This is a genomic window from Streptomyces sp. NPDC050287 (assembly GCF_044459385.1).
GTDB lineage: Bacteria > Actinomycetota > Actinomycetes > Streptomycetales > Streptomycetaceae > Streptomyces.
In genome coordinates, this window is record NZ_JBITIY010000010.1 from 15,387 (window position 1) to 41,554 (window position 26,168).

General features: G+C 66.5%; 18 protein-coding genes. 13 read left to right on the forward strand and 5 right to left on the reverse strand.

Annotated elements, in window-relative coordinates; genetic code table 11:
• Positions 1–4: 4 nt before the first annotated feature.
• The 3 genes from ACIBK3_RS31360 to ACIBK3_RS31370 form a co-directional block, all read right to left on the reverse strand.
• Positions 5–829 (reverse strand): phytanoyl-CoA dioxygenase family protein, encoded by an 825-nt coding sequence (locus ACIBK3_RS31360; RefSeq protein ID WP_399370788.1) that lies wholly within the window; start codon positions 827–829, stop codon positions 5–7.
• Positions 830–1,373: 544 nt separating this feature from the next.
• Positions 1,374–3,101, reverse strand: a complete 1,728-nt coding sequence (locus ACIBK3_RS31365) for a condensation domain-containing protein (protein ID WP_399370789.1) — start codon at positions 3,099–3,101, stop codon at positions 1,374–1,376.
• Between the two features lie 432 nt (positions 3,102–3,533).
• On the reverse strand, positions 3,534–4,553 hold the full coding sequence (locus tag ACIBK3_RS31370) for a ParB N-terminal domain-containing protein (protein ID WP_399370790.1): 1,020 nt from the start codon (positions 4,551–4,553) through the stop codon (positions 3,534–3,536).
• A gap of 335 nt (positions 4,554–4,888) precedes the next feature.
• On the opposite strand from ACIBK3_RS31370, the gene ACIBK3_RS31375 reads away from it, so the two are divergent.
• The 13 genes from ACIBK3_RS31375 (at position 4,889) to ACIBK3_RS31435 (ending at position 23,666) form a co-directional block, all read left to right on the forward strand.
• Complete coding sequence (locus ACIBK3_RS31375; protein WP_399370791.1) at positions 4,889–6,058, forward strand: ParB N-terminal domain-containing protein; 1,170 nt, start codon at positions 4,889–4,891, stop codon at positions 6,056–6,058.
• An 835-nt stretch (positions 6,059–6,893) separates the two neighbouring features.
• Complete coding sequence (locus ACIBK3_RS31380) at positions 6,894–10,160, forward strand: amino acid adenylation domain-containing protein (protein WP_399370792.1); 3,267 nt, start codon at positions 6,894–6,896, stop codon at positions 10,158–10,160.
• A 13-nt stretch (positions 10,161–10,173) separates the two neighbouring features.
• Positions 10,174–11,436, forward strand: coding sequence for an MFS transporter (locus ACIBK3_RS31385; RefSeq protein WP_399370793.1), 1,263 nt, complete (start codon positions 10,174–10,176; stop codon positions 11,434–11,436).
• Positions 11,433–11,651, forward strand: coding sequence for an MbtH family protein (locus tag ACIBK3_RS31390; protein WP_399370794.1), 219 nt, complete (start codon positions 11,433–11,435; stop codon positions 11,649–11,651). The genes ACIBK3_RS31385 and ACIBK3_RS31390 overlap by 4 nt, the downstream gene beginning before the upstream one ends.
• 140 nt (positions 11,652–11,791) lie before the next feature.
• Positions 11,792–15,028 (forward strand): amino acid adenylation domain-containing protein, encoded by a 3,237-nt coding sequence (locus ACIBK3_RS31395; protein ID WP_399370795.1) that lies wholly within the window; start codon positions 11,792–11,794, stop codon positions 15,026–15,028.
• Entirely contained in the window at positions 15,025–16,026 is a 1,002-nt protein-coding gene (locus tag ACIBK3_RS31400; RefSeq protein WP_399370796.1) for a hypothetical protein, read from the forward strand. The genes ACIBK3_RS31395 and ACIBK3_RS31400 overlap by 4 nt, the downstream gene beginning before the upstream one ends.
• The gene (locus ACIBK3_RS31405; protein ID WP_399370797.1) at positions 16,023–16,253 is read left to right on the forward strand and encodes an acyl carrier protein; all 231 of its coding nucleotides are present in this window, start codon (positions 16,023–16,025) and stop codon (positions 16,251–16,253) included. Before ACIBK3_RS31400 ends, ACIBK3_RS31405 begins: the two co-directional genes overlap by 4 nt.
• Positions 16,250–17,155 (forward strand): thiamine pyrophosphate-dependent dehydrogenase E1 component subunit alpha, encoded by a 906-nt coding sequence (locus tag ACIBK3_RS31410; protein WP_399370798.1) that lies wholly within the window; start codon positions 16,250–16,252, stop codon positions 17,153–17,155. The genes ACIBK3_RS31405 and ACIBK3_RS31410 overlap by 4 nt, the downstream gene beginning before the upstream one ends.
• Complete coding sequence (locus ACIBK3_RS31415; RefSeq protein WP_399370799.1) at positions 17,152–18,168, forward strand: alpha-ketoacid dehydrogenase subunit beta; 1,017 nt, start codon at positions 17,152–17,154, stop codon at positions 18,166–18,168. Before ACIBK3_RS31410 ends, ACIBK3_RS31415 begins: the two co-directional genes overlap by 4 nt.
• Entirely contained in the window at positions 18,161–19,369 is a 1,209-nt protein-coding gene (locus tag ACIBK3_RS31420) for a 2-oxo acid dehydrogenase subunit E2 (RefSeq protein WP_399370800.1), read from the forward strand. The genes ACIBK3_RS31415 and ACIBK3_RS31420 overlap by 8 nt, the downstream gene beginning before the upstream one ends.
• Positions 19,347–21,047, forward strand: a complete 1,701-nt coding sequence (locus ACIBK3_RS31425) for a hypothetical protein (protein ID WP_399370801.1) — start codon at positions 19,347–19,349, stop codon at positions 21,045–21,047. The genes ACIBK3_RS31420 and ACIBK3_RS31425 overlap by 23 nt, the downstream gene beginning before the upstream one ends.
• Positions 21,028–21,951, forward strand: coding sequence for a class I SAM-dependent methyltransferase (locus ACIBK3_RS31430; RefSeq protein WP_399370802.1), 924 nt, complete (start codon positions 21,028–21,030; stop codon positions 21,949–21,951). The genes ACIBK3_RS31425 and ACIBK3_RS31430 overlap by 20 nt, the downstream gene beginning before the upstream one ends.
• 35 nt (positions 21,952–21,986) lie before the next feature.
• Positions 21,987–23,666 (forward strand): condensation domain-containing protein, encoded by a 1,680-nt coding sequence (locus ACIBK3_RS31435; RefSeq protein ID WP_399370803.1) that lies wholly within the window; start codon positions 21,987–21,989, stop codon positions 23,664–23,666.
• On the opposite strand, the gene ACIBK3_RS31440 is transcribed toward ACIBK3_RS31435, so the two are convergent.
• Together ACIBK3_RS31440 and ACIBK3_RS31445 are read right to left on the reverse strand one after the other, a co-directional pair.
• Positions 23,618–24,352: an aspartate/glutamate racemase family protein gene (locus ACIBK3_RS31440; RefSeq protein ID WP_399370804.1), complete on the reverse strand. Its 735-nt coding sequence runs from the start codon at positions 24,350–24,352 to the stop codon at positions 23,618–23,620. The two genes, ACIBK3_RS31435 and ACIBK3_RS31440, sit on opposite strands and share 49 nt — an antisense overlap.
• Positions 24,349–26,148 carry an amino acid adenylation domain-containing protein gene (locus ACIBK3_RS31445; protein WP_399370805.1) on the reverse strand — a complete coding sequence of 600 codons (1,800 nt, stop codon included), beginning with the start codon at positions 26,146–26,148 and terminating at the stop codon, positions 24,349–24,351. Before ACIBK3_RS31445 ends, ACIBK3_RS31440 begins: the two co-directional genes overlap by 4 nt.
• Positions 26,149–26,168 lie beyond the last annotated feature (20 nt).

Sequence of the window (26,168 nt, forward strand, 5' to 3'; positions counted from 1 at the left end):
TCTCTCAGTATCCTGTGCCCGGCAAACGGTCCCGTGCCAATGACTTAAGCGCGCCGTACTCTCGGCCGGCCAGAAATTCAGGGCGAGGATGCGGAACTTCCCGAAGTTGGTTCTCCGTGCTGTTGTAGGAGATGATCAACAGGCTGCGGTCGTAGGGGGTCATGTTGCCAACGGATCCGTGCACCACACGTGGATCGAAGAACAGGATGCATCCGGCGGTTCCCTTGATCGACGTAATCCCGTGCGTGTCGACGAGTTTGCGCAGCGTTTCGGAGCCGATCCTGTATTTGAGCCGGGCGCTCACTGTGCGCTCCCACCCCTGTACCTCGCCGTCCGGTTCGACGGGATTCCCTTCCGCCGATATTCCCGTCTCCCGGTGGGAGCCCGGAATGAGCATGAGTGGTCCGTTGAACTCGTTGGCCGCGTCCAGGTGTATGACGACATTCACCGCCCTCGGCTCGGACATACCGTCCTCGTGTTCCCAGAAATAGAAATCCTGGTGCCATTCCCAAAGCTCCCCGCCGAATGCCTTCTTGGCGTTGATCTTGAACTGATGGACATACGCCTCACCGCTCAGCAACTGCCGTACCGGATCCAAGAGGCGTGGCATCCTCACCAGATCGGCGAAGAACCGGGAGTGCAGATGAGACCCGTGCACCGCTCGGACCTGCCTCCCGTTCGTCTCCATTACGCGACGTGGCCCTTCCACGGCGAACTCGGCAGACGCCTGTGCTGCCATCAACTGCAGCTCGTCGGCATCGAAGACGTCCCGAATCAAGAAAAAACCGTTGTGACTGTACTCATTCAGCTGGTCGTCGGTCAGGATCACAGGTCGCTCCTCGATTCATCAGCTCGATGGGATCCGCCGTTGTGCGTTGGCCTGTCAGCACGGTGCAGCCGACGCCCCCGTGACAGTTGGCGAATGCCAGTCAACAGTCGCTCGACGGGCGCAAAGCATCCCTCTTCGGGAACTGAGAAAACACGTCGCGGGAGCTGCTGGAAATGACGGCGAGTTCCAGTCGTCAGCAGTACGGTATGGCGTTCGCACATGGAGTGCAACGCTGTCCTCGACGGCATGAAAATTCGAGGGGAAAGCTCGAATGACGCATTCGGCAGCGGTGACACACGGCGGCGGCATCAGAGCCGGAAAATGGCGATGCTCGCACCGGCGCTGTTCCCGGCCTCGGCAGGCAGCCGCAGGCCCGCGGGCGATTCGGCACACGCGCTCCTGCGGCCGCCTGCGGTCGCCGACCATCACGGGTACACAGTGACCGCGATCTCGCGCATGTCACCGCTGAGGTGTCCGCGCACTCGCAGTATTTCCGGATGCCTTCTTCAACTCGCCGGCCAGACGATCGATCACCGCCGGGACGTCACGGCGCGACTCCGTGCCGGACATCACCAGCCTCCTGCCGAGCCAGGAGTCGTACCGCGTCCTCCAGAGCCGACATATAAGCGTCTGCCAGTCGCTGGACGGTCTCCCGCTGGTGCCGACTCCGGCTGTAGGTCCACGCCACGAGCAGGCGGTCCTCGACAGCGCTCACCGCGACTTCGACGACGTAGCGCCTCGGCCCGGACGGATCCTGGAGAAGACCGGGCATTTGAAGGGGGATACCGAGAACAGCGTCCTCCGCGGTCAGCGGCTCGAACCGGCCGAGATAGTTGAAACTCAGCTGTGACTGAGGCAGGTCCCCCATGCCGTTGTCTCCCCCTGGACTCAGGTAGCGCAGAAGTCCGTAGCCCAATCCGGCCATGGGGAGTTCGGTCATCACCTTCCGTACCGCATTCAGAGCCGCTGTCAGGTCGCCGGCTTCCGGGGTGTCCGGAGCGCGCAACACCACGGGAAAGATCGTGGTGAACCAGCCGACAGTGCGTGACACGTCGACGGCGGAGTCAATGGATTCGCGGCCGTGTCCCTCCAGATCGATCTGCAGGGCAGTGGTTCCGTGGCACCGCCACCAGGTCAGCAACAGACAGGCGAGGAGGACGTGTTGTACCGGAACCCTGCTGCTCCTGGGGACTTCGAACAGCAGAGCCCGGCCAATTCGGCTGTCAGCCCGCGTGAACACCGTCCCGGTCGATCCTACGGTGTTCGGACCGTCCTCGTGGTCTACCGGAAGCCGCGCGGCGCCGGCACAGGGGACATCTCTCCAGTACGCGAGTTGGCTCCGCACCTCTGGCTGTCCGGCGAATCGCCGCAGCAGTTGCGACCAGCTCCTGAAGGAGGTCGTGAGCGCCGGCAGGTCCACAGACTGCCCGCGGGCCAAGCGGCGGTAGGCCCGGTCGAGGTCCTCAACGAGCACCCGGAGGGAGATCCCATCCACGACAAGGTGGTGGAACGCCAGCAGCACCATGTCCTGACGGGTGGGGCCGAACTGGAAGAGCACCGCTGAGAGCAGAGGTCCCCGGCCCAAGTCGATGTCGGCCTCGACGGCCCTGACCGCCGCCGCCATCGCGTCCTCGTACGCGGGGCCGTCCGCGCGGGAGAGGTCGACAACGCGCAGTGGGACCGGCACCGACGTGTCGACCGGCACGCTCTGACCCCAGGTTTCCTCTTCAGGAGCGAATCGCGCCCGCAGAATATCGTGGTGACCGACGAGCGACGCGAGGGCGCTGCGCAGGACGTCGGCGTCCAGGGCAGCTGAAGCCACCAGCCGGATGGTCTGATCCCAGCGCTCGGCGTGGGGCAGCTCCTGCTCGAAGAACCAGCGCTGGATGGGGGTGAGCGGCACACGCCCGGTGGCTACGTCCTCAACGGCGCGCTCCATGGGCCTGGCCAACTCGGCCAGGCGGCTCACTGTTTCGGCCTCGAGTACTTGGCGGGAGCTGATGCTCAGCCCTGCTTCGGCGGCACGCACAGCGATTTGCAAACTGGTGATGGAGTCGCCCCCGAGGGAGAAGAAATCGTCCTCGACGCCAATCTCTTCGATGCGCAGGACATCACGCCAGATCTTCAAAAGGAGTCGTTCCGTGGCTGTTACCGGCGGTGCCTGAGATACGGCCCTTACATCCCGTCCCTGCGTCGTGAGCCATTGCTCCAGCAAAGCTCTTTTCGCAGGTGACAGATTCGCCATGCGCGCGCTGTGTTCCTCTTGAGTCATCCGGTCTCTCCTCGGCGGTCGGAATTCTCAGCGGGGGAGGGACGCGTGCGTCTTCTGTCCCGCTGTTCGACCCTGTGATGGCTGCTCAGAAAGAGCAACCTCCGGATCGCATCCTCCCTGTAGTCCCAGGCGGGCTCATAATACCTTTCGCTGCCGCCTGGCAGCTCGCATCAAGGCACCGTCTATGCCATTCGCGACCGGGTGGATTCAGCCAGACGCTGTGCAATTCAAGAAATTCCTCGGTTGCACACCGGCAGTCGTCGATGCTGTGATCGCGCCCGCTCCCGGATGGAACATCCTCATGGCGGGACGGCGGTGTACCAGGCGGTCGTGTGCGTCCTGGTACGCCACCGTCGGCGACAACCGTCCTCACGGCACGGCCGCGGGCGGCCGTGCCGCCGCCCGCGGCCGTCGGCGCTGGGCGCCACTGCGTCAGGCCCGGTTCGCGCGCGTCGCGGCCAGTTTGGCCAGACCGTCCCATTGGCGTGCGTACTGGGCGATGAGCTGGGCCACGACCGGGATGGAGTGGGCAGGAAGGGAAGCTACGAATTCCTCGCCGTCATCGCTCAACGGATGGGCGCTGAGCCAGCGCAGAAGAGTGCGACCCGCCTCGGCGTACCTCAGTGACGGATCGCGGCTCAACGTCTTGAGAACGGCTTTGCAGTCGGGCCCCAGCTCCTCGCAGCGGCCTGCGGACGGCTCGTCGATCTTCGGTCGCGTGGCTTGCGGGGAATCGGGTCGAGGCCGGACCCGGGAGGCTGGAACCGGCGAGTCACCACGGTGCATTCGGTCGCGCACGTTTCGCACTGTGGTTGGCGACACCCCGGCGGTCTTGGCGACCGATCGTAGGGATGCCTCGGGACTGTTGGTCAGCAGCTCGCTCGCGACCTGTCGGCCCAAGGCCGCATCGACGGGTCTGACTCTGCCGTCCTGACCTCTCCGCCGATCGAGAGGTGTGACCTGCTTACTGGCACGCCGCTGGGCGGCGACGGTCTTGTCCGAGAGCCCTGCTGTCGCAGCCACTGCCCTGTCGGACCAATCCGGGTGCATTTCGATGACTCTGCCGGCCGCAGCTTTCCGGTCCGCCAGAGTCAGGGGACGGCCATGTGTGATGTTCGCGGCAACGCCTCGGAGATATGCGGCGTCATCGTCGTCATCAAAGAATTTCACAAGGATATGGGTCTCGTTCCTGAGTCGGGCGGCCAGTAACCGGTGCATACCATCGATGATGCGCATGGTTCCGCGCTGGACATAGATCGCCGGAAAAGCCGTACCGGACTCTGCCATCAGTCTGGCGTGCGACTCGTCGACACCTCTGATCCTCGGCGAGTCGCCATTACGCAGTGAATCGATGGGTACCAGGACCTGTTCGCTTTCACTGACAACCGGGTCGGAAATGTTGGCCTCCACCAATGATTCCACGGAATCATAGGCCACCTCGAACACCTCCACCGTTAGGTGATCGCGGCACACGATAGCGCCACCGGCTGGAATCCATTCACTCCAGCCCTGCCCGCTCAGACTACGCCAGAATCATCCCGCCGACTCGGGTAGCGCTCTCTCTTGGGGCAGGTCCAGCGAAACCGAGTGCGAATGAGTCGCTCACGGCGATATGTTTTCGCAGTTCTCGGACTATCACGGCCAGTGCCGAGCCGACCGATCGCCGTCGTCGCGGTGAGCGACCGAAGGGCCGCTCCGCGCGGTCATCCCCGCCACTGTTGTCACTCGGGGTGACTATGTGCTCACGGTGAGCAAGATTCTTCCCGGTGTGGCGCGCCGTGTACCACATGAGACTGGGTATTGCACTGAATCTCTCGCTGCCTGCGGATGATTCGCTCGGTTTTGAAGGTGGGGTACCCCTTCGTATCGTCTTCGTGCACGCTAGAGAGTGGTTTCTCTCCCGCCTTCCCAAAAGAGGGGTCTGTGTGGTGATGCGTCAACCGATGAACAAGGGGAGTCTGGACGAGGCGCGCCGGGAGCGGCTCAACTTCTTAATTCATCAGGATCTGCCCGTTGTGAAAGTGAAGATTAGTAACCTCGCCCTCGACGGGTCCCCTCGTGTACAGCGTATCGATGTCACTCATGTGCGCGCTCTGCGTGAGACCGACGCATCACTGCCACCGATTCTCGTTCATGAGCATACGATGCAGGTGATCGACGGGATGCATCGAGTCGAGGCAGCCATTGCCAAGGGAGAGCAGTTTATCGCGGCGAGGATTTTCGAAGGCAGTGCAGAAGAATCCTATGTGCTCTCAGTTCAAATGAATATTGAACACGGTCTGCCGCTGTCTCTGGCTGAGAGAAGGGATGCCGCTCTCCGTATCGTGAACGCATATCCGGGCTGGTCCGATGGGACTGTCGCGGAGGTGACCGGTCTGTCCGCCAAGACAGTGGCAAAGCTGCGCCGCAGCGGAACTGTGATCGATCCGCAGCTGACCAGGAGGGTGGGCAAGGACGGTCGGGTTCGTCCGCTGGACAGCAGCGAGGGAAGGGTGCTGGCGAGTCAGGTGATCGCCGCCCGCCCGGACGCATCGCTGCGTGAGATCGCGCGGGCTGCGGGGATCTCCCCCAACACGGCGCGAGACGTGCGGAATCGGCTGAGGAGGGGTGAGGGGCCGGCATCCGTCCCCGTGCAGGGGGACGGAAATCCCCAGGGCCAGCCTGAGCTCTCCGCGGAAGCACCTCGGGCACGGGAAGGAGAGGCCGCCTCGCCGCCCTCTGCCAACGAGGGGAACCGGTCGTGGGAGAAACTGAAACGCGATCCCTCGCTCCGGTCGACGGAGGCCGGGCGGCTGCTGCTTCGCAGTTTGAGCTTCCAGGCGATCGACTCCGAGACCTGGGCGAAAGTGGTCCAGGCGATACCTCGGCACTGTGCGGAGGGTGTGGCCGACCTGGCTCACCAGTGTGCTGTGCACTGGGAGGAACTGGCCCGACGGCTGGAGACCAATCAGCTCTGAACGGCCGGCACCCACCGGATGGTCCTGCCATCGGACGGACTGGCGCCCGCGGCAGTGCCGGAAGCCACTGCGACGCGGACGGCGTGGTGAACGCCGTGGATGTGCGATGCGGGAGACACCCGGTGGGGACTGGCGTGCAAGTGCGGATTTTCCGCGATTGGACAGCAAGCCTCGGCGGCTCCACCGGGGTGTCGCGCGCAGCTTCACCCGCAGCCGGGAGCTGCCGGCCTTCTTCGGCTTCCGCCGTCAGGTCGCCCCGGGTGAGGCGGTCTCGACGGCCGTCGACCGGTCAGGACGTGCCTCCCCAGTCTTTACCCAGGCTTTGACCCCACTCGATGCCCTTGCGTCGCGTTGCGGCTGACGCGCTCTGACGTTGGCCATTCATGTTCTATGAGCGACTTCGTGATCTCACGACGGAGTGAAAGCGTTGGTGCGAGACGCCACACCCCGATTCCTCGGCCCGAATAAGGGAATGAGTGCCTTGATCGGATGCTTCGTGGCTGGCATCATCCGATGACCGTGGCCGGTCTGTACGACGCACTCTGCTTGATACGCCGGTCGTCCAGGCAGGTGAGGCATGCATCTCAAGCCGGGTTGTCAGCAGGTTCCATCGGTGAGCCGGCGACTTTAAGGACCGCGCTGTGGGGATTATCGATGAAATGCAGCGGCTGCGGCGGCGCAGACCGTTTGGTGCATGCGGATACGTGCCAGATTCTTCCACGACGACGGCGATTTCCTCCGTGCGGTCGTCGCGAACATCGCCCTGCAATTCGGAGGCCGACCCCGTGTCAGGTGAGTGGTGTGACCCCGGACGACTGCGTGAGGGGGATGAGGAATGCTTGCGACGGAATGCGTCTCGTCGTCCGGGCAGGAGCAGATCTGGCTGACAGACCAGCTGGTCCCCGGTTCGGCGGTGAACCACATGGTCCTCGCCTGGAGACTGCAGGGCCGCCTGGACCAGGCGGCCCTGCAGGGAGCCCTCGACCTGCTGGTCGAACGGCATGAGGCCTTCCGAACGACGCTCCACTGGACCGAACGCGGTCTTGTACAGCGGGTGGATGCGGCGCGACGGGTCGAGCTGGGCCGGCTCAGCCTGGAGCCCGGTGCGGCGGCATGTGAGGAAGAGGGAGAACGGCCGCAGGGGTTTCTGGAGGGATGCGAAGGCGACGCCATCGCCAGATGCGTCAGTGGGTTTGTGAGGCTTCCGTTCGATCTTTCCGCCGGCGCCATGCTGCGTGCCGCGCTGGTGTACGTCCGGCCGGACTGCCACGTTCTGGTGATCACCGTGCATCACTCCGCCTGCGACGGCTGGTCGTTCGGGATCCTCCGGGAGGAACTGCGGGCCGCGTACACGGCGCGTGTGACCGGCGCCCGGCCTCACCTGCCTCCCATCGCCATGACCTTCAGAGAGTTCGCCGTCCAGGAGCGAGCTCGGCACACGTCCGCGGACGAGGACCGTGGGTGGCTCCCGCCTGCGTCCGGTGCCGGCCTGTCCCGGGCACCCGACGACGGCCGGCTCGCACGAGGCGGGGAACTGGTGAGTCCGGCGGGGATTCACCGGTTCACCCTTCCGGCCTCTGCATACCGCACGCTCATCGACAGGGCGGCCGCCGTGGGAGCCACGCCCAACATGGCGCTGCTCGCGGCCTTCGCTCTCGTGCTCAGCCGATGGCAGGGCCGTGACGAGGCTGTCCTCACCACTCCGATCAGCACCAGGAACGTTCCGGAACTGGAGCGTACGATCGGGTTCTTCGTCGACACGGTGCCTTTGGTGGTTCCGGTGCGCGCGTACCGGTCCTTCGAGCACCTCCTCAAACAAGTCCGCACATCGGTGCTGACGGCCATCGAGAGTGTCCAGGCCGGACGGACCGGGACGCACTCCCGGCAGTCCGGTGGGAGCGGCGGAGCCGATTCCATACACCCTGTGTCCTTCGCGGTCGAGCACGCGGACTCCGAACGGTTCAGCATGGGCGGTCTCGACGTCACCCCCTGCTTCATCCACCCCGGGGAAACCAGGTTCGGTCTGGCTGTACGGGTCGAACTCGACGGCGACCGGGCCGAAGTGACACTGGAGTACGCCGCTGGGACGGTCAGCGAAGAGGTTGCCATCAGGGTCGCCGGGCACTTCCGGGAGACTGTGGCCGCCGTGGGCACGGGAGGCGGGCTGGACGCCTTTCCAGCGGTACCGGACCAGGATGGTGTCGGGTTGGAGCACTGGGCGCGGGGGCCGCGCCGAGAACCTCTGGCCGGTGTGCTGGAAGGCATCGCCCGACAGGTGCGGGAACGGCCTGACGCGCCGGCCATCCGTGACAGCCACACAGTGGTCAGCTACCGCGCGCTGTGGAGCACTGCGGACGGGATCCGCCGACGGCTCCTGGAACTCGGCACCGGACCAGAGGACTTGGTAGCCGTCAGTCTCCCCAGGTCCGCCGGGCTACTGGCCGCCGTCCTCGGGGTACTGTCCACCGGCGCCGCTTTCGTCCCGCTGGACGTACGGGATCCAGCGGACCGCCGGGACCTGTTGCTGGCGCGGTGCCGAGCCCGGGTACTGATCGCCGAGGACGGCCGGGACGGGGGATGGTCCGTCGGCGAGTGGACGGGGCCGGTGATGCGCATCGGCCGGTGCGTATCCGAGGCCGGGGCGGCCTTCCCCGCCGGACGACCGGTGCCGCCCGTACATCCCGGCCCTGAAGCGCTCGCGTACGTCATCCACACCTCCGGTTCCACGGGCACTCCGAAAGGCGTGATGATCACTCACCGGGGGCTGGCCAACTACCTGTGGTGGGCGATGGAGGAATACGGCGTCGGGCCGGGCGCGACCGTGCCCCTGCACACCTCGGTCGCTTTCGACATGGCCGTGACCAGCCTGCTCGGGCCGTTGCTGGTGGGGGCCTGCGTGGACGTCCTCCCGGAGGAACGGGGACCGCTCGCTGTCGCCGAGCACTGGGACAGCGGATACCGGATGGTGAAAGGTACGCCGACGCACTTGCTGGCGGTGATGGAGAAGACCGATGTCAGCCCGGTCCGGCCGGCCCCGTCCGTCCTGGTGCTCGGCGGTGAGCAGTTGCCGGGCGCGTACGTGCGGGAGTGGGCCCGCCGGGCCCCCGGGACCCGGATGGTCAACGAGTACGGCCCGACCGAGACCGTGGTGGGCTCGGTGGCGCATACGGTCGCCGGTGACCGACCTGGGGCCACGGTGCCGATCGGCACGCCCATCGCCAACACCCAGGTCCACGTGGTCGACGACGAACTCAGACCCCTGCCGGTCGGAGTCCGCGGGGAACTCGTCATCGGCGGGGCAGGCGTCGCGCGAGGCTACCTCGATGCCCCCGGACTGACCGCCGAGAAATTCGTACCGGACCCCTTCGACCCTCGTGGCGGCGGTCGCCTGTACCGGACCGGAGACATCGCCTCGTGGACCGCGGACGGGATGCTGGAACTGCACGGCCGTGCTGACGACCAACTCAAGATCCTCGGATATCGCGTCGAGCCCGGAGAGATCGAGGCTGTCATGGCGAACGCGCCGGGGGTGCGTAAGGCGGCGGTGGTGGCGGACCGACGGAACGAGCCGGACATCCGTCTGGTGGGCTTCGTCTGCCCGGAACAGCCGGGGCCCGCGGACACGCTCCTGGCCAGTCTCGGCGCTCACCTGCGGGACCGGCTTCCCGCGCACATGGTTCCCGAGATCCTGATCGTGCGAGACGACCTGCCGACCGATGCCAATGGAAAAACCGACCGGAAAGCGCTGCCGCTGCCCGACGGCACAGGGCCCGAGGAGGACCCGTCCCTGGCCGGTGGGACGACCGGCTCGCACTGGCAGGCCGTCGTGCGAGCCGCGTGGTCGGACGTTCTCGGCCGTGACGGCATACCGGCCGATGTCAACTTCTTCGAAGCGGGAGGTACGTCGCTGATGCTGCTCAGGCTGAGGTCGGTGCTGCGAGCGCGCGGCGTGACGGGACTGACGGTGAGAGACCTCGTCCGGCACGCCACCATCGGAGATCTGGCGTGGAAGATCGTGGCGGACACCGTTCCTCCTCCGGGCGCCGCGCGGGGAGGGCCGACGACCGGGCCCCCGCTGCCCGGTCCGGGCAGCCATCCTTGAGAGGGCATTGACCATGTCAGCTGTCAAGCACCGTGACTTCCAGCTTCTGTCGTTCGGTCAGCTGCTCTCGGACGTCGGAAACTGGCTGCTCGTGGTAGCCGTCCCGTACCACGTCTTCGAGGTAACCGGATCGACACTGGAAACCAGCGTGGCGCTGCTTTCCGGAACCCTCCCGGCACTGTTGATCGGGCCGCTCGCAGGCGTCTTCGTCGACCGCTGGGAGCGGCGTCTGACCATGCTCGTCACCGATCTGGTACGTGCCGCGTGTGTCGGGTCGATGGTGTTCGCGCAGGGCGGGGACAAACTTTGGCTGCTCTACCTTCTTCTGTTCTCTGAAAATGTCTTCGGCCAATTCTTCGATCCTGCTAGGACGGCCCTCATACCCGTGATTGTGGGCCGGGGCCGGGATCTCGCGTCAGCCAACTCCATCCATTCACTGATCGATGGCACGGTGCGGCTGCTCGGCGCGCCATTGGGCGGCATTCTTCTAGTGGCCACGGGTTTCACGGGAGTTCTGCTGATTGACGCCGCGACCTATGTGGTGTCTGCTTGTTGTATCGTGCTCGTGAGGGTCAGATCCCGTCCCAGTCGCTCCGAATCACGCGCGGCAGTTCGCACGATCATGCGTGAACTGGGCGAGGGAATCGGGTATCTGGCCGGGCGTTCCGTGCTGCGGGGAATACTGGTTGCCACGTTGGCTTTCGCGTTGGCCAACGGCGCTCTGACGGTGCTCCTTGTTCCCTTTGTCAGAGAAATGCTGAACGGTGACTCGAAAATGTTGGGGGTGTTGCTCTCCGCACTTGGTCTTGGTTATCTGGTCGGTGTGCCGTTGACCCGCTGGGCCGTGGAGCGGTTCTCCGTCCGCAATCTGACGGCGGCAAGTATCCTGCCGATCGGCGTCCTGTTCTACGTCATGTTCAACCTGCGATCCCCGGTCGCCGTGGCGACCTTGATGGCGGCCGCCGGCATACCTGGCGCCATGTGGCTCATGACCAGCCGTACGGCCCTGCAGCGGTTCACGGCCGACCGGCTCATGGGCCGTGCATCCTCGGGATATTCGGCGGTCGAGATGACCGGGACGCTCAGCGGAACACTGCTGGGCAGCATTCTCGCCGAGCGTATCGGCCTGTCCACGACCCTCGACGCCATGTCCGTCCTGCTCATCGTCACGGGGTGTGCCGCCGGGCTGCTCGTACCGGCCTCGCGAGGCGGCGTGCAGCCGGGGGAGGAGCCGGCCGAGAGCACATCAGCACTGAGCGAGGAGAAGTCCGCGTGAGTGAGGGCCTGCCCGACGATCGAGTCCACCTCGTCGTCGTCAACGAAGAAGAGCAGTACTCCATCTGGTGGGCGGACCGAGACCTGCCTCTCGGATGGCGTGCGGAGGGCACACGGGGGACACGCGAGGAGTGTCTCGCGAGAATCTCCGAAGTCTGGACGGACATGCGGCCGCTGAGCTTGCGCAGGCGAATGTCCGACAGCGGCTCGACGTGAACTCAAGTCTCCATAGGGGCGGAATCACCGCAGACGACGTTCAGTGAGCCACGGGCCCGTGCGAGAGATGTGAGGCTTCCATGCAGGACAATTGTGCGGCAAAGGAGGAGGGCGGTTGTGAAGAACCCTCCGATCCCGCGGTGGACCGTGTGGGCCGAGCCGTCACGGATGCCTTCCGGGCAGTTCTGAAGATCCGCGATGTTGATCCGGGCACTCGATTCGCCGATCTCGGCGGAACCTCACTGCTGGCCGTCCGCGTGCTGTCCCGGTGCTGGCGCGACCTCGGCGTCGAACTGGCCCTCGACACGCTGACCCCTGACACGACACCGAAAGCGTTCGCCGACCTGGTGCGACTCCGCCTGCGTGACGAAGGCAATCCGCCGGTGGACGCCTTGCCCGTCCAACCGGGCCGAAGCGGTGGCTCGCAGCAGTTCACCCAGGGCCAGAAGGCGCTGTACTCCCTGTACGCCCTCGACCCCAGCCGGCCGACATACAACGTTCCCGTTCTGCTCACCTTCCGCGGAACGATGGACGATGAGCGGCTGCGAAGGGCGCTCGACCTGCTCGTATCCCGTCACGAGGCGCTCCGAGCCGTCGTGGAGACGGGTCCGGACGGCCCCTTGGCCCGGATCCACCATGGCGACCGAACCGTGCTGGAGCAACAGGATCTGACCGGTGTCACGGATGACGGGGAGCGCGCCGCCCTTGCCGAGCGGCTGGTGGAGCGGGCCGCCAGAGAACCGCTGGACCTGGCTGTCTCCCAGCTGCGCGCCCGGCTCATCACGCTGTCCGCCGAGCACCACCTGCTGGTCCTGGTGACGCACCACATCGTCTGTGATGGCTGGTCCTTGCGTATCCTGCTGCGGGATCTGACCCACCTGTACCGTGACGGTGAGGCGGCCAGGCTCCCGGAACTGCCGAAGTACGGGTTCGATGCCGTCTCGTGGGAGCGCGAGCGGCTGGAAGCCTCCCGCAGGGAAGAATTGCGGCGGTGGTGGCAGCAGGAACTCCGGGACGCCCCCGAGCTCATCGACCTGCCCCATGAGGGAACCGCGGCGGACACGGGAGAGGGGACGGGATCCCGTCTCCCCTTCGCCCTGTCGCCGGAGGAGACCGACCGGGTGAACCGGTTCGCCTCGGAGCACGGTACGACCGTGTTCGCGGCCCTGGCCGCTGCCCTGGCGATTCTGCTGCGCAGGTACTCCGGCCAGCGCGACGTGGTGCTGGGCTTTCCGGCGGCGCGCCGACAGCACCCCGACAGCCACGAGGTCGTCGGGTATCTGCTCAACATGATCCCGTTGCGGCTCACACCGGGCGACGACCTGTCCGCGGGAGAATTGGTCCGCAGGGCGCACCGGGCGGTGACCGCCGCCTACGAGCGAGCAGACCTGCCGTTCGACGCGATCACGGATGCCGTAGCCCCCGTGCGCAGTCCCGGCCGTCATCCATTGTTCCAGGTCGCACTGGTGCTCATGACTGAGCCGTACGACCTGGCCGAGATACCGGGACTGCGAATCGAGCGCCGTGACCTCGACACGGGCACCTCCAAGTTCGATATGAGCTTGTACCTGGAGGATGAGGACGGCGGCCTCACGGGGTATGCGGAATTCTCCGCGAATATGTTCTCCGTGCCGGTGATCGCGCGGATGCTGCGACATTTCCGCGCACTGCTGCTGGCGCTGGCGGACCGCGCGAGCACCGGTGTCGGTGCGTTGCCGATGCTCGAACCCGCCGAACGTGCCGAACTGGCGACCGCATTGGCGGTGTCGGCGCCCGGCGAGGACTGGCATCCGGTCCACGTCATGTTCGAGCGTCAGGCGGACCAGCAACCGGAGCGGTGCGCTGTGTGGTTCCAGGGCGAAGAGATCGGCTATCGGGACCTGAACGCGCGTGCCGGCCGGCTGGCCCACCAGTTGCGGGAGCGGGGTATCCGCTCCGAGACGGTCGTCGGAATCCATGTCGGGCGTTCACCTGCGCAGCTCGTCGCAGTGCTGGCCGTACTGAAGGCCGGTGCGGCGTACCTGGCCCTGGACCCGGCTGACCCGGCGGCTCTCCTCAGCTCCATGGTGGAGGACGCCGGAATCGGCCATGTGATCAGCACGGTCGCGGACCGCGGGGCCTTGGCGTCCCTGCCCGACCGCGTCCAGGTCATCGATGTGGGTGAGACCAGCGAGGCCCCCGGCAGCGCGGACAACCTGGGCCTGAAGGTGGAGCCCGGTCAACTGGCGTGCGTGTCTTACATCCGTGGATCGAGCGGACCGGCCAGGGGCGTCGAACTGACCCACCGCAGCGTGTCCAACCTCATCCGCCGCTCCCAGGACGAGTTCCGCATCTCCGATTCCACTCGTGTACTGCAGTTTGCCTCCTTCAGCTCCAACGCGTCGGTGTGGGAGATCTTCATGGCCCTGTGCACGGGAGCGACACTCTGTCTCGGCCCGGCCGACCCGGCACGGGTGGGCACCTCCGTGCAGGAGACCATCCGCACCTCCCGCGCGACGCTCGTCCACCTGCCGCCCGACCTCCTGTCCATCGACCCGGAGTCGGTTCCCAGCGTCAAAATCCTGATCACCCGTGGCGAGAGGATCCCGGTCGAACTGCGCGACCGGTGGGTGCCGCGATGTCGTTTCTTCGTCGCTCACGAACCCACCGAAGGGACCATCGTGCAGACGTGGACGGAGTGCCGCACCACCTTGCCGAGCGTGCTGCCCATCGGACGGCCCCTCGCCGACGCCTCCTTCTACGTGCTGGACTCCGCGTTGGAACCGGTGCCCCTCGGCGCGGTCGGCGAGGTCCACGTCGGCGGGCTCGCTGTGGCACGCGGCTATCGGAACCGCCCGGCGCTCACCGCGGAACGGTTCCTGCCCGACCCGTACTCCCCGGTCCCGGGCAGCCGCATGTACCGTACCGGGGATCTCGTCCGCCGGATGCCGGGAGGCGGCCTGAAGCCCGTCCTCCGTGCCGGTCAACAGGTGAGTATCAGGGGCTACCGGGTAGACATGGACGAGATCGAAGCGGCCATCCGCGACCAGCCCGAGATGGAGGACGCGGGCGTCCTCGCCGAATCCGGCCCGAACGGTCGGCCGCAACTCGTTGCGTATGTCGTCCCCGCCGAGCCGGCGCAGTCCTCGGACCTGCACCGCAGGGTGCGCGACGCCCTGCGGGGCCGTCTGCCCGAGCACATGATCCCGTCGGTGGTCCACTCGGTGCCGGTCCTGCCGCTGACAGTCGACGGCAGGATCGACCGAGGGGGCCTGTCGGCGCTGGTCTCGCCTGGTCGTCCGGCCCTCGAGGACTTGCTGAGCAAGGTCGAACATCTCTCGGAGAGCGCAGCCGAAGCACTGCTGACGCGCCTGCGAGAGGCCGACGGGACATCATGAGCGAGGGGGCCCCGCTGGTGGTGCGCAACCGTCTCCAGTACTCGGAACCGGACGATCTCGGCATCGTCAAACGCTTGCCGGCAGACCGCGGAGCGGACATCGCCGGCGTAGACCTCTTCGTCCTCGACGGCCGGGGCCACCCCAAGTTGACCCCGCACGATGCGTATCCGGCCGTCCGGCAGAGCTTCAGGGAGCCAAGGGCAGTGAAGGACACCCTCGCCGTACTGTCGACGTTCACCGCCGATCTGCTGCTCGACGCGCTCGGCTTCTGGCGCGACGCACCCTCGCTGCCGAGTCACCTGGGATCCGCGCCCTACGGGCAGGTATTCCAGCAACTCCTGGAACCCAGCGGCATCTGGGCCGACGAAGACTGCGCTGCGCACCTCCTGCTGATCCGGTGGGAGGACTGGCTGCGGGCAGAGCCCCAGGACGGCGGGCACGCCGCCGCTGTTCCGCTGGTGCGCCTGGAACACCTCCTGCACGACTTCCTCGACGCCGTGGCCGCCTTCCGCGGCCGGGGGAGGACACCGCTGCTGATCGGGGTGTGCCCTGCCTCATCCACCTTCCAGGAGGCCGCCTGGGCCGGCGTGTTCGCCCGGTTCGACGGCGCCCTGCGGCGCTTTTGCGCGGGCTTGCCCGCGACCTCCGTTCTGGTGCTGAAGGAGGCGGCGTCGTTCTCCGCCGAGGACGTGCACGATCCCTTCTCGGACCGTCTCGCACACGTGCCGTACACCGACGAATTCTTCACCGCCATGGCCGCGACCCTGGCCCGAGCCCTGTCGACCCTCATGGCCGGAGTCCCCTGTTGGTCGTCCGGCGGCCAGGGACGGTCTGAAAATGTGCCTCAGTTGCTGCGGGACGGGACGCCCTCGGGGTTGTGCCGCACTGATCCTGGTGAATGCGAGCCAGGCCCGTACACAGACACCGCAGCCCAGACGTGGCGATCCGGCAGGCGGTTTTCGAGCGAGGCGGCCCCCGCCGCTTGGGAGGGACCATGATGCCGTTCGCCGAGCTGGTCGCCGCCGTGCTGGAGATCCGGGCGGAGGACATCAAGGATGACGTGACCCCCGAGGCCTGCGGCAGCTGGAGCAGCCTGCGCCACCTGCAGTTGGTGACAGCGCTGGAGGACAACTACGGCATCAGGTTCTCACGCGGAGAGATCCAGGGTTTCGGCTCGATCGGGGCCATCCGCCGGACACTCGGGGGAAAGGGTTTCGAGGTATGACCACACCCGCGATCTGTCCGCCGGACGAGGACCTCGCACGGCTCCTGCTGATCCGCAGCTTCGAGGAGAGCGTGCTTGAGCTTTTCGCGCAGGGGGAGCTCAGCGGCACCACCCATACCTGCCTGGGACAGGAATACATCCCAGTGGCTCTCGCGCCGCTGCTCGGAGCGGACGACTTCATCCTGAGCAACCATCGGGGGCATGGCCACTATCTGGCCCGCTTCGACGACCCGGTCGGTCTCCTCGCTGAGATCATGGGAAGAAAAGGCGGGGTGTGCCACGGTGTCGGCGGCAGCCAGCACATCCACCGCGACGGCTACCTGTCCACCGGCGTGCAGGGCGAGAGCCTTCCCGTCGCCGCAGGAATCGCCCTGCACCGCAAGCAGACAGGCTCCCGTGGACTCGTGGCCGCCTTCATCGGCGACGGCACCTGGGGCCAGGGCGCGGTTTATGAGACGCTCAACATCGCCGCATTGTGGTCCCTGCCGGTTTTGGTCATCGTCGAGAACAACGGGATCGCCCAGTCGACCCCGGTGGACAGGCACTTGGCCGGGACGATCGCCGACCGGGCGGCGGCGTTCGGTATCGGCCACCGGCTGCTGCGTGGCTGTGATGTCGGCATGATCCGGGAGGAACTGGCTTCCCTGGCCGGGCGGGTCAGAGAAGGGCACCCCCTGGTGGTCGAGTTCGACACCGTCAGGGTGGGGCCGCACAGCAAGGGTGACGACACACGCGACGCGGCCGCTCTGGCAGATGTAAGGGCTCGCGACTGGTACCAACTCTACCGGCGGGCCTTTCCCGAACGATTCGCGGTCGCCGAGAGGGCCCAGCGTGGACGCATGGCCGCGGTGGTCGACCTCGTGCGCGGGTGGGAGCCGTCGGACGGGGGGCCGGAAGCGTGACCGGCGGCGAGCGAGTGGCCGAGAACCTCAACCGCGCCCTGCACAAACTGTTCGAGGGTGACGACCGGGTCCAGTTGATGGGTGAGGATGTCGTCGACCCATACGGCGGGGCTTTCAAGGTCACCGTGGGACTCTCCAGCCGGTTCCCTGGGCGGGTCACGAGCACCCCGATCAGTGAGGGTGCCATCGTGGGCGTGGCGGCGGGGCTGGCCCTCTGCGGCGGCCGCCCCATCGTCGAGATCATGTTCGCCGACTTCATCGGCCTGTGCTTCGACCAGATCGTCAACTTCGCGTCCAAGTCCGTCGCCATGTACGGGCGGCGGCTGCCCATGCACATGATCGTCCGGTGCGCGGTGGGTGGGAGCCGCGGGTACGGACCGACCCATAGTCAGAGCCCACAGAAGCATTTTCTGGGGGTCCCGCATCTGACGCTGACCGAGCTTTCACCATTCCACGACAATCACGCCGTACTCAGCCGGATTCTGGACACCGGTGAGCCCGGGATCCTGTTCGAGGACAAAACGCTGTACACGCGCCGCATGTTCGGCGCGGGCGCAGTCTCCGACCTGTTCTCCTACGACTTCCTGGACAGCGGCGGTAACTACGCGCGCGTGTTCGCGGAAAGTACCGACGACGTTGAATGCGTCATCATCACACCAGGTGGAACGGCCCACCGCTCCATCATCGCCGCGGAGGAGCTGCTGATCGAGGACGAGCGCACGTGCCAGCTGATCGTACCTTCGCAGCTGTACCCGTTCGACCTGACACCGCTCCTGCCCACTCTGGAGCGCGCCGACGTCATCTGCGTGGTGGAGGAGTCAGTGGCAGGCGGCACCTGGGGCAACGAGGTCGCGGGACGGATCAACGAACGCCTGTGGGGCCTCTTGAAGCGCCCAGTCGTCCAGGTCAGTTCGGCAGCCCGGGTCATCCCCGCGGCCCCGCACCTCGAACGCGAGGTCCTCATCCAGCCCACTACCATCCGCCGGGCCATAAGGGATGCCTTTGATGCATGACATCGTCATACCGAAGCTCAACAACAACGACACGGAATACCTGCTCTTGGAGTGGCTTTTCGAGGACGGCCAGCAGGTGCCGGTCAATTCGCCGGTGGCACTCATCGAGACATCGAAGGCCATCGAAGAACTAGAGACGGAAGAAGGCGGCCTGCTGCACCGTATGGCAGAGGAGGGCAAGGAATACGGGGTCGGCGAAGTCATCGGCAGGGTTGTCTCCGGGCAGGACGAACTCGACCAGTCACGCGCGGCAATCGCGGAACCGGCCTCCAGCCCGCTTGTTCGGGACATCACCACGGCGGACGCGGGAATCCTCCTCACACGGTCAGCCAGGGAACTCGCGGATCTGCACGGGGTGGACATCATGGATCTGCGCCGGCTGAACCGCAGGATCGTCAAACGAATCCATGTGGAGCAGCTTCTCGCCGGGAGGGAAACCGAGCGGGAGGAGCTGCCGGGGTACCGCTTCGGCCGGAACCAGCTTGCGGTCGCCCGCGCCGTCAGCCAGTCCCACCGTTTGATTCCCACCGCCTTCGCCGCGGTCAAGGTACAGGCGGCCGCCGCCCTCGCCTTTCAGAAGCGCCTCACTGAGCAGACGGGGCTGCCCGTGGGACGTGCCGAACTGCTGATCAAAGCTGTTGCTGAGCAGGTCGAACACTTTCCCCTCATGTTCGCCCGGCTGCGTGCGGACGATACGGCCGAACTCGCCACTGAGGCGCATGTCGGTGTGACCCTCGACGTCGGCAGAGGCCTGTACGTGCCGGTCGTCAGGAACGCCCGCGGTCAGTCACCGACCAGGGTCGCCGAGACGCTGATGGACTACCGGGTGAAGGCGCTCCGCCAGGAGTTCGGTGAGGAAGACCTGAGTGGGGGAAACATCATGGTCTCGCTCAGCGACGAGCCCGACGTGGTGCTGGCCCGTCCCGTGGTCTTCCCGGGCCAGACCTGTGCCGTGAGCCTGTGCGCCGTCCAGACCGAGCTCTGTCTGGATGCGTCGGGGGAGGTGGCTGAACGCCGCTACTTCCACCTGGGCGTCTGCTACGACCACCGAGTGGTCAATGGCCGTGAGGCGGTGGCGTTCCTGCGAGCGGTCAAGCAGCTGTGCGAGTCTCCGGACACCTTGCTGGAGGGGGACAGCACCTCACCGGAGCCGGAGCATACGGGAGTGGAGGTGAGCCATGCCGATCGCCGGCGTTCCTGACGCCTCCGGACTTCTGGCGCGGCGACTGGCCTGGCAGCGAGGTGGACAACCGCATGCGAGCCAACGGCCGCTCGCCATCGCCGTTCTGGCGACGTACACGGCCGATCCCCTGGTGCCGTACCTCGGCACGTTCCTGGAAGAGGCCGGACTGCCTGTGCGGCCGTGGGTCGGACCGATCGACCAGATCGTGCAGCAGTGCGTCGATGACAGCAGTGAGACCGCGGCATTCAGGCCCGACCTGCTGGTCGTCATTCCTCGCTTCGAGGAGCTCTGGTCGGACGGTCGACCGCCCATGGCGGATCCGGAGGGCGAGCCGGACCCCCTCGTCTTGGTCGCGGACGCGGCCGTCGAGGCCGCGTACCGCTGGGGAGCAGCGCTGGTCTTCGTACTGCCGAGCATTCCACCTCTGTGTGCCTGGGGCGTCGGCGGCGACGCCGCCTCCGACGGCCTGGCCGCGCCCACCGGCATCCGCGAGGGCGTGCGTGCCCGGCTCGCCGGACGGCCCAGCGTGTTCCTCGCCGACATGGAGGAGGTGATCCGCGGCGTGGGCACGCGTCACGCCTTCCGCCCGGCGCTCTTCCGCCTGGCCAGGGTGCCCTACACCCAGCTGGTCTATGGTGCGCTGGCGCACCGGCTCGCCCGTATCGTCCGTCTCAGAGCGCACGGTTCGTACCAGGCAGTGATCATCGATGGGGACAGCATCCTCGGCGAGCCCGGTGCCGACGGCGCCTGGTCGGTCAGGGACGGCTGCGAGTTGGTGGTTCCCCTCCTGCGCCCGCTCGACCGCGACGACGTGCGGATCACGTTGCGGCACACCCCGGCGGCGGCCGGACTCTGGGCGGCCCCGACGCCGGAGCTGGAACTGCTCGCCACGGACGTCCTCTCCGGCTGGGCGATCGATGAGCAGTCGGTGACAGGCACGGTACGGGATCTGACGTCGCTGCTGCGCATCCGTCCCCGCGACACCGCGATCGTCACGGCCGATCCCGAGCTCGTGCGCGAACTCGCGGATGCGGGAAGCGAGTGTTCGCTGATGCTGATCGGTCCTTCGCCGGACGACTGGCAGCAGGAACTCGACGACATGGGACTGTTCGACGTCCTGCTGGAGGGGCCGCCCTCGGCCCCTCCAGCAGGCGGAGGCCCGCCGGCCGCCGGTACGGCGCAGACGCTGGAGCGGTTCCTCGCGGGACTCCGGCTGGAACTCGGTTACCGGACACCGGAACCGCACGAGGCTGCGTCGCTCGCCGAAATGCTTCGGCGCACGCACGACTTCACGCTCGGGATCGAACTGTCGCAACAGGACATCACGGGTGCCATCACCGACCCGTCGAGCACGGTGCTCCTCGTCACTGTGCGCGACCGCTTCGGCGACCACGGCACATCGGCAGCGGTCGGAGTGCGCTGGCAGGAGACGGTGTGCACCGTGGACCTCTTCCTGGTGTCCTGCCCCGTGCTGGGCCGGGGCGTGGAACGGGCGGTCGCGCAGCGGATCGCGGAGCTTGCTCTGGAACGGAGCTGCGACACGGTGCGTTTCCGGTGCAAGACAACCGGACGCAACCGGGAAACCCTGCAATTCCTGCAGCGGCTGGCCGTGGAATACCACGCCCCAGGCGATGGCGCCGAATCCACCGAGTTCATATGTGACTGGAGGATCTCCAGTGGAGACGTCCGTGTATGACCTGTGTGCCCCGTCGCTTGAGCGGCTCCTGGTTCATGTTCTCGATGCCTGGCCCGAGCACCGGACCTACCTGCGGGAGCGCTTCGACAGTGAGACTCGGCAAGAACGGCGATTCAGCGAGATAATCGCAGACAAGATATTGAGGATAACTGCGGAGAACACTGAAAGATACGCCCGTAACTACCGCTGGACCTGTGACCGTATGAAAGAGGAAGAGTTTTACTTTGGTGTCACAGGGCACTACAGGCACGACTCTTTCGAGAAGGTGCTCGAAACCGTCTACAGCGACGCCGCGTTCATGGAGGCGTACACCGACGGGCTTCTGCTGTCCCAGCTGCTGTGGGCCAATCACGCCCGGTCGCTCGAATTCTATGAGCGGGAAGTGCTGGCCCGGATCAGTAGCGGCGCCAGTGTGCTGGAGGTGGGACCCGGCCACGGGCTCCTGCTCGCGATGGCCGCAAAGCGGACCGGCGAGACGGTGGTGGGCTGGGACGTGAGTGACGGGAGCATCACCGCGACCGACAGGGCGCTGCGCATGCTCGGCATAGAGAGGTTCTCCTTGCACCGGCAGGATCTGCTCGCCCCGTTCCAGCCCGCCGCCTTCGACCTGGTCGTGGCCAGTGAGCTCCTGGAGCACCTGGACCGGCCGGAAGAGGCCCTGCTGAGGCTCCTCGACGCGACCCGGGCCGGTGGACTGCTGTATGTCAACGTTCCGGTGAACAGCCCCGCTCCGGATCACATCACTCTCTGGCGGACCCCGGAGGAGGCGCTCGCCTTCATCGAGGGAAGCGGCGCCGAGATCGTGCGACACCTCGTGTCACCCATGACAGGGAGCACCGAACAGCAGGCACGGGCACAGCAGCTCACGTTGTCCTGCGCCGTTCTGTGCCGACGGCCCGTCTGACGCTCACCAGCGCACCGGAAGAAGGGAATTCCCTCGTGGAAACGGCGCCTGTCTCACCTGCTCAGCGCGACCTGTGGATCGCGGACCGCGTCGGCACGGCGGGGGCCGCGTTGCACACCGCCGAGGCCGTCGAGTTGTCCGGCGCGGCCGATATCGCCGCGCTCCGGCGGGCCGTCCGGGAAATCGTGCGTCGGCATCAAGTCCTGCGTTCGACGATCGTCATGGTCGATGGAGAACCACGGCAGCGGGTACAGCCGAACTGGGACATCCCTGTTCGCATCGTCGACCTGGCCGACGCCTGCTCCGGCGGTGGGAACAGCGACTGGCTGCGGCACCCGGATGCCCGGAAACTGGTCGACGAACCATTCGACCTCGCGACGCAGTACCCCATCCGCGGGTCCGTCTTCCGGTTGGCCCCGGACCGGCTGGGCCTGCTCGTCGTGGTGCATCACATCGCCTCCGACATGATGTCCGCGGAGATCCTGCTCACCGAACTCTCGGATCTGTACGGCGCGTTCGAAAAGGGTCAGTCCTCGCCGCTGCCGGAACTCACCTGTCAGTACGCGGAGGTGGCCGCTCAGCAGCACACGTCCATGACCGGACCATACCTGGACGAGCACGTCCGGTACTGGCAGGAGCGGCTCACCAACCTCCCCGCACCGCTTGATCTGGCCCTGGGCTCCCTGCGCCCGCACATGGTGAGCGCCCGCGGCGCGGTCGTACGGCTTCCCCTGGACGAGGACGTGGCGCGGGCGGTCCACACCTTCGCCGGCAGCGAGCGGGTGACTGTGTTCACCATCGCCCTGGCGGCCTATCACCTGACACTGGCGGCCTACACCGGGGATCGAGACATACTCGTCGCGGTTCCGAGCGTCCAGCGCGAGGACGAGCTCTCCGCCCGCCTGATCGGCTGCTTCCTCAACACGCTGGTACTCCGCGAATACATCGACGAGCGGCTTTCGGTACGAGAGTTCATCGAAAGCGTCTGGTCCACGGTGACCGAGGCGCTGGAGTACCGCGAACTCTCCTACTCCAGAGTGATCGAGCTCGCTTCGCCGCCGAGACGTCCCGGATTTCGGCCGCTGACGCAGGTGGGGTTCACCGCAGCCGAGGCGAAGACCGGCGAACTCGCATTCGGCTCGCTCCGGGGACGGCCCTTGTCCATCGATCGCGACTCGATCGCGTACGACCTCATGGCGACCGTGCTTGTCTCCAGCGATGCCCTGGACGTGGTTTTCGAGTACTGCGTCGACGTCCTGAACGAGCAGATGGTAGAGCGGATGACGCAGACGTTCCGTGACATCCTGCGGCAGATGTGCTCGGCACCGGACGCCCCACTGAACGCCCTGCTGACAGCGGGGCGACCCGCCGACACATACCCCCGCCGTCCAGCCGCACCGCTCGCGGACCACCAGACCCCCGAGGGACTGGGAGAGGCGGGGCAGGAGGACGCCGACCCCGTGATCCAGCGGCTGGCTGGCCTTTGGGAGGAGGCGCTCGGGGTGCCGGAGGTGCACCCCGAGGATGACTTCTTCGCATGCGGCGGACACTCGCTCGCCCTGATTGCGCTCATGATGAAGATCGAGGAGACATTCGCGGTCGAGCTGCCGCTCAGCGAGGTCCTTCAGACACCCTCCCTGCGGGAGCAAGCCCGGCTGATCGGCCGTCACATCCCCGTCGAAAGCTCGGAAGGCCATGGTTCGGCCGTCTCGTAGAGACGGGCGACACACGCCCGGGCGAGAGCGGACAGACTGGACACCATCATCACCGACGGAAGTCCCGCGGCCTCGTAAGCGATCGGCAGTTCGGTGCAGGCGCCGAGCAGCGGCAGCCGTCGCTGCTCCCAGAGCCTCTCGGTGACCTGGAGGAACTCGTTCGCCGCAGAGGCCACCCGGTTGGCCTTCACCAGCAGACTGGTGTTCTGTATACGCTGCTGGATCTGATGGTCCGGCAGGGCGAGGTCGTAGCCGAGCGCCTTGGCGCGTCGTTGGTACAGACCGCTCACGACCGTACCCGTGGACGCTGCCAGCCAGCCTCCCTCGGGACTCTCCCGGACGGCCTCCCGTAGCGTCGCGTCGACGATGTGGACCACTGGGACGGGCAACTCCACCGTGAACCGGTCGATGAACACATGCGCCGTGTTGCACGGAACCGCCAGCAGATCCGCCCCCCACTGCGACAGCCTCAGCAGGCCATCGGCGATCCGCTGCGCGGGGGCGAGGTCCTGGTCGAGTATCGCGGCCGTACGGTCAGGTATTCGCGGGTCCGAGAGCATCACCAGGCGGGGGTGGTCCTGGTCGGTGTCCGCCGGTGAGGCGGCCGCCAGCAGACGCAGGAACTCGGCAGTCGCCGCCGGCCCCATTCCCCCCAGCACGCCGAGCGTCCTGCACACGCCGGTCATCCTCGACGCAACTCCTCCAGCGAGGTGTGGCCGGCCGGTATCGCGCCGTCGATCCACCGTGCGAGCGACTCGATGGTCGGCGACGCCAGAAACGCCTGCAACGGAACTTCGATCCCGAAGTCGCTGTGGAGTCTGGACAGTAGCCGCATGACCAGCAGTGAGTGGCCGCCGGCATTGAGGAAGTCGGCGCGGACGTCAGTCTTCAGAGCGGGGAAGATCTCATGAAGCAACTCTGTCAGCGTCCGTTCCGTCGGCGTACGAGGACCGGAAAGCGTGTCGGCGGGCTGCAGTCCGTGCCCAGGGGGTGGGACGGGCAGCGACCGACGGTCGATCTTTCCGCTGACCGTCCGCGGTATCTCCGGGAGAGGGACGAGTACAGCCGGTGCCACCGTCTCGGAGAGACGGTCCCGGAGGCGGCTGCGCGCCAGGCGCTCGTCGAACTCACCGTCGGCGAGTTCCAGGAAGGCGCAAAGGTAGGGCACCTCGACCTCGTCCACGAACACCACCGCGGCCTCCTTGACCACCGGCAGCTCGCGCAGGACGCTCTCTATCTCTTCCAACTCGACCCGGATGCCGCCGAGCTTGACCTGGTGATCCTTCCTGCCGAGGAATTCCAGGTCGCCACCGAGCAGAACCCTGGCGAAGTCACCGGTCTTGTAAACAATGTCGTCCAGGTCTCCGGTCAGCGGGTTGGGAACGAACACCTCACGTGTCGCGTCCGGGTGGCAGTAGTACCCGTGGGAGAGGTACGGAGTGCGAAGATAAATTTCGCCGACATCTTCTTCCTGGCAGAGCCGACGCTGGTTGTCGATCACCAAGGCCTCGGCGCCCGGCATCGGCCTTCCGATGGGGACCGACGCACGGTGGGCGTCGGCGGGCTTTATCACGTGATACGTCTTCGTCATCGTCGCCTCGGACGGACCGTAGAGGTTGAGCAGACCGATCCTCTCCCCGTACCTGTCGAACCACAGGCCGACGTCCCGAGGTGCCAGCCTCTCTCCGGCCATCGCGATCCACTTCAGTGACGCCAGTTCGCAATCCGAGGATGTGGCGGCCGCGGCGATGCCACGGAACACCGACGGGACGCAGTGCACAAGACTGATGCGCCGCGTGTCGAGCCAGCGGATGAGTTCCCGGGCGTCCGTCCGGGCTGCCCGGGGCGGGACACACACCGTTCCCCCCGCGCACAGCGGTACGAAGACGTCACGGAGCATGGCGTCGAACGCCGGAGAGGCGAGGTGGCTGACCCGCCAGCCCTCCCGCACACCTACAAGCCCGGTCTCCCACTGGACGTAGTGATCCACGGCCCTGAGCCGGCCCACGATGCCCTTCGGGTGCCCGGTCGAGCCGGAGGTGAAGAAGATGTAGCACTCGTCGTCCGGTGCGGACAGCGTCTCCACGGGGGTGCCGTCGCAACTGCCGTTCAGATCCAGGGTGATCACCGACGCCGATGGCGCCGCGTTCTTGACGGTTCGGAGATCCCGTTCGCTCCGCGTCGCTCCGACCACGGCGAGTTCCGGCGACAGGGCCGAGAGCATCGCCGCGGTGCGCAGGTGAGGACCGCTGGGGTCGAGGGGAGCGAACACCCCTCTGGCCTTGAGGACACCGAGGATGGCGACGATGACCTCTCTGCGATCCTCGGCGATGACGGGGATGACAGTGCCCGGTACCGCCCCCGCCGCCTGAAGCGTACGGGCCAGATGGTCAGACCGGGCCTCGAGGGCGGCGTAGGTGAGTTCCCCCTCCGGACACTCCACGGCGACGTGGTCCGGGAACCGCTTGGCTGTGCGTCGCACGAGCGTATGGATCGGTTCGA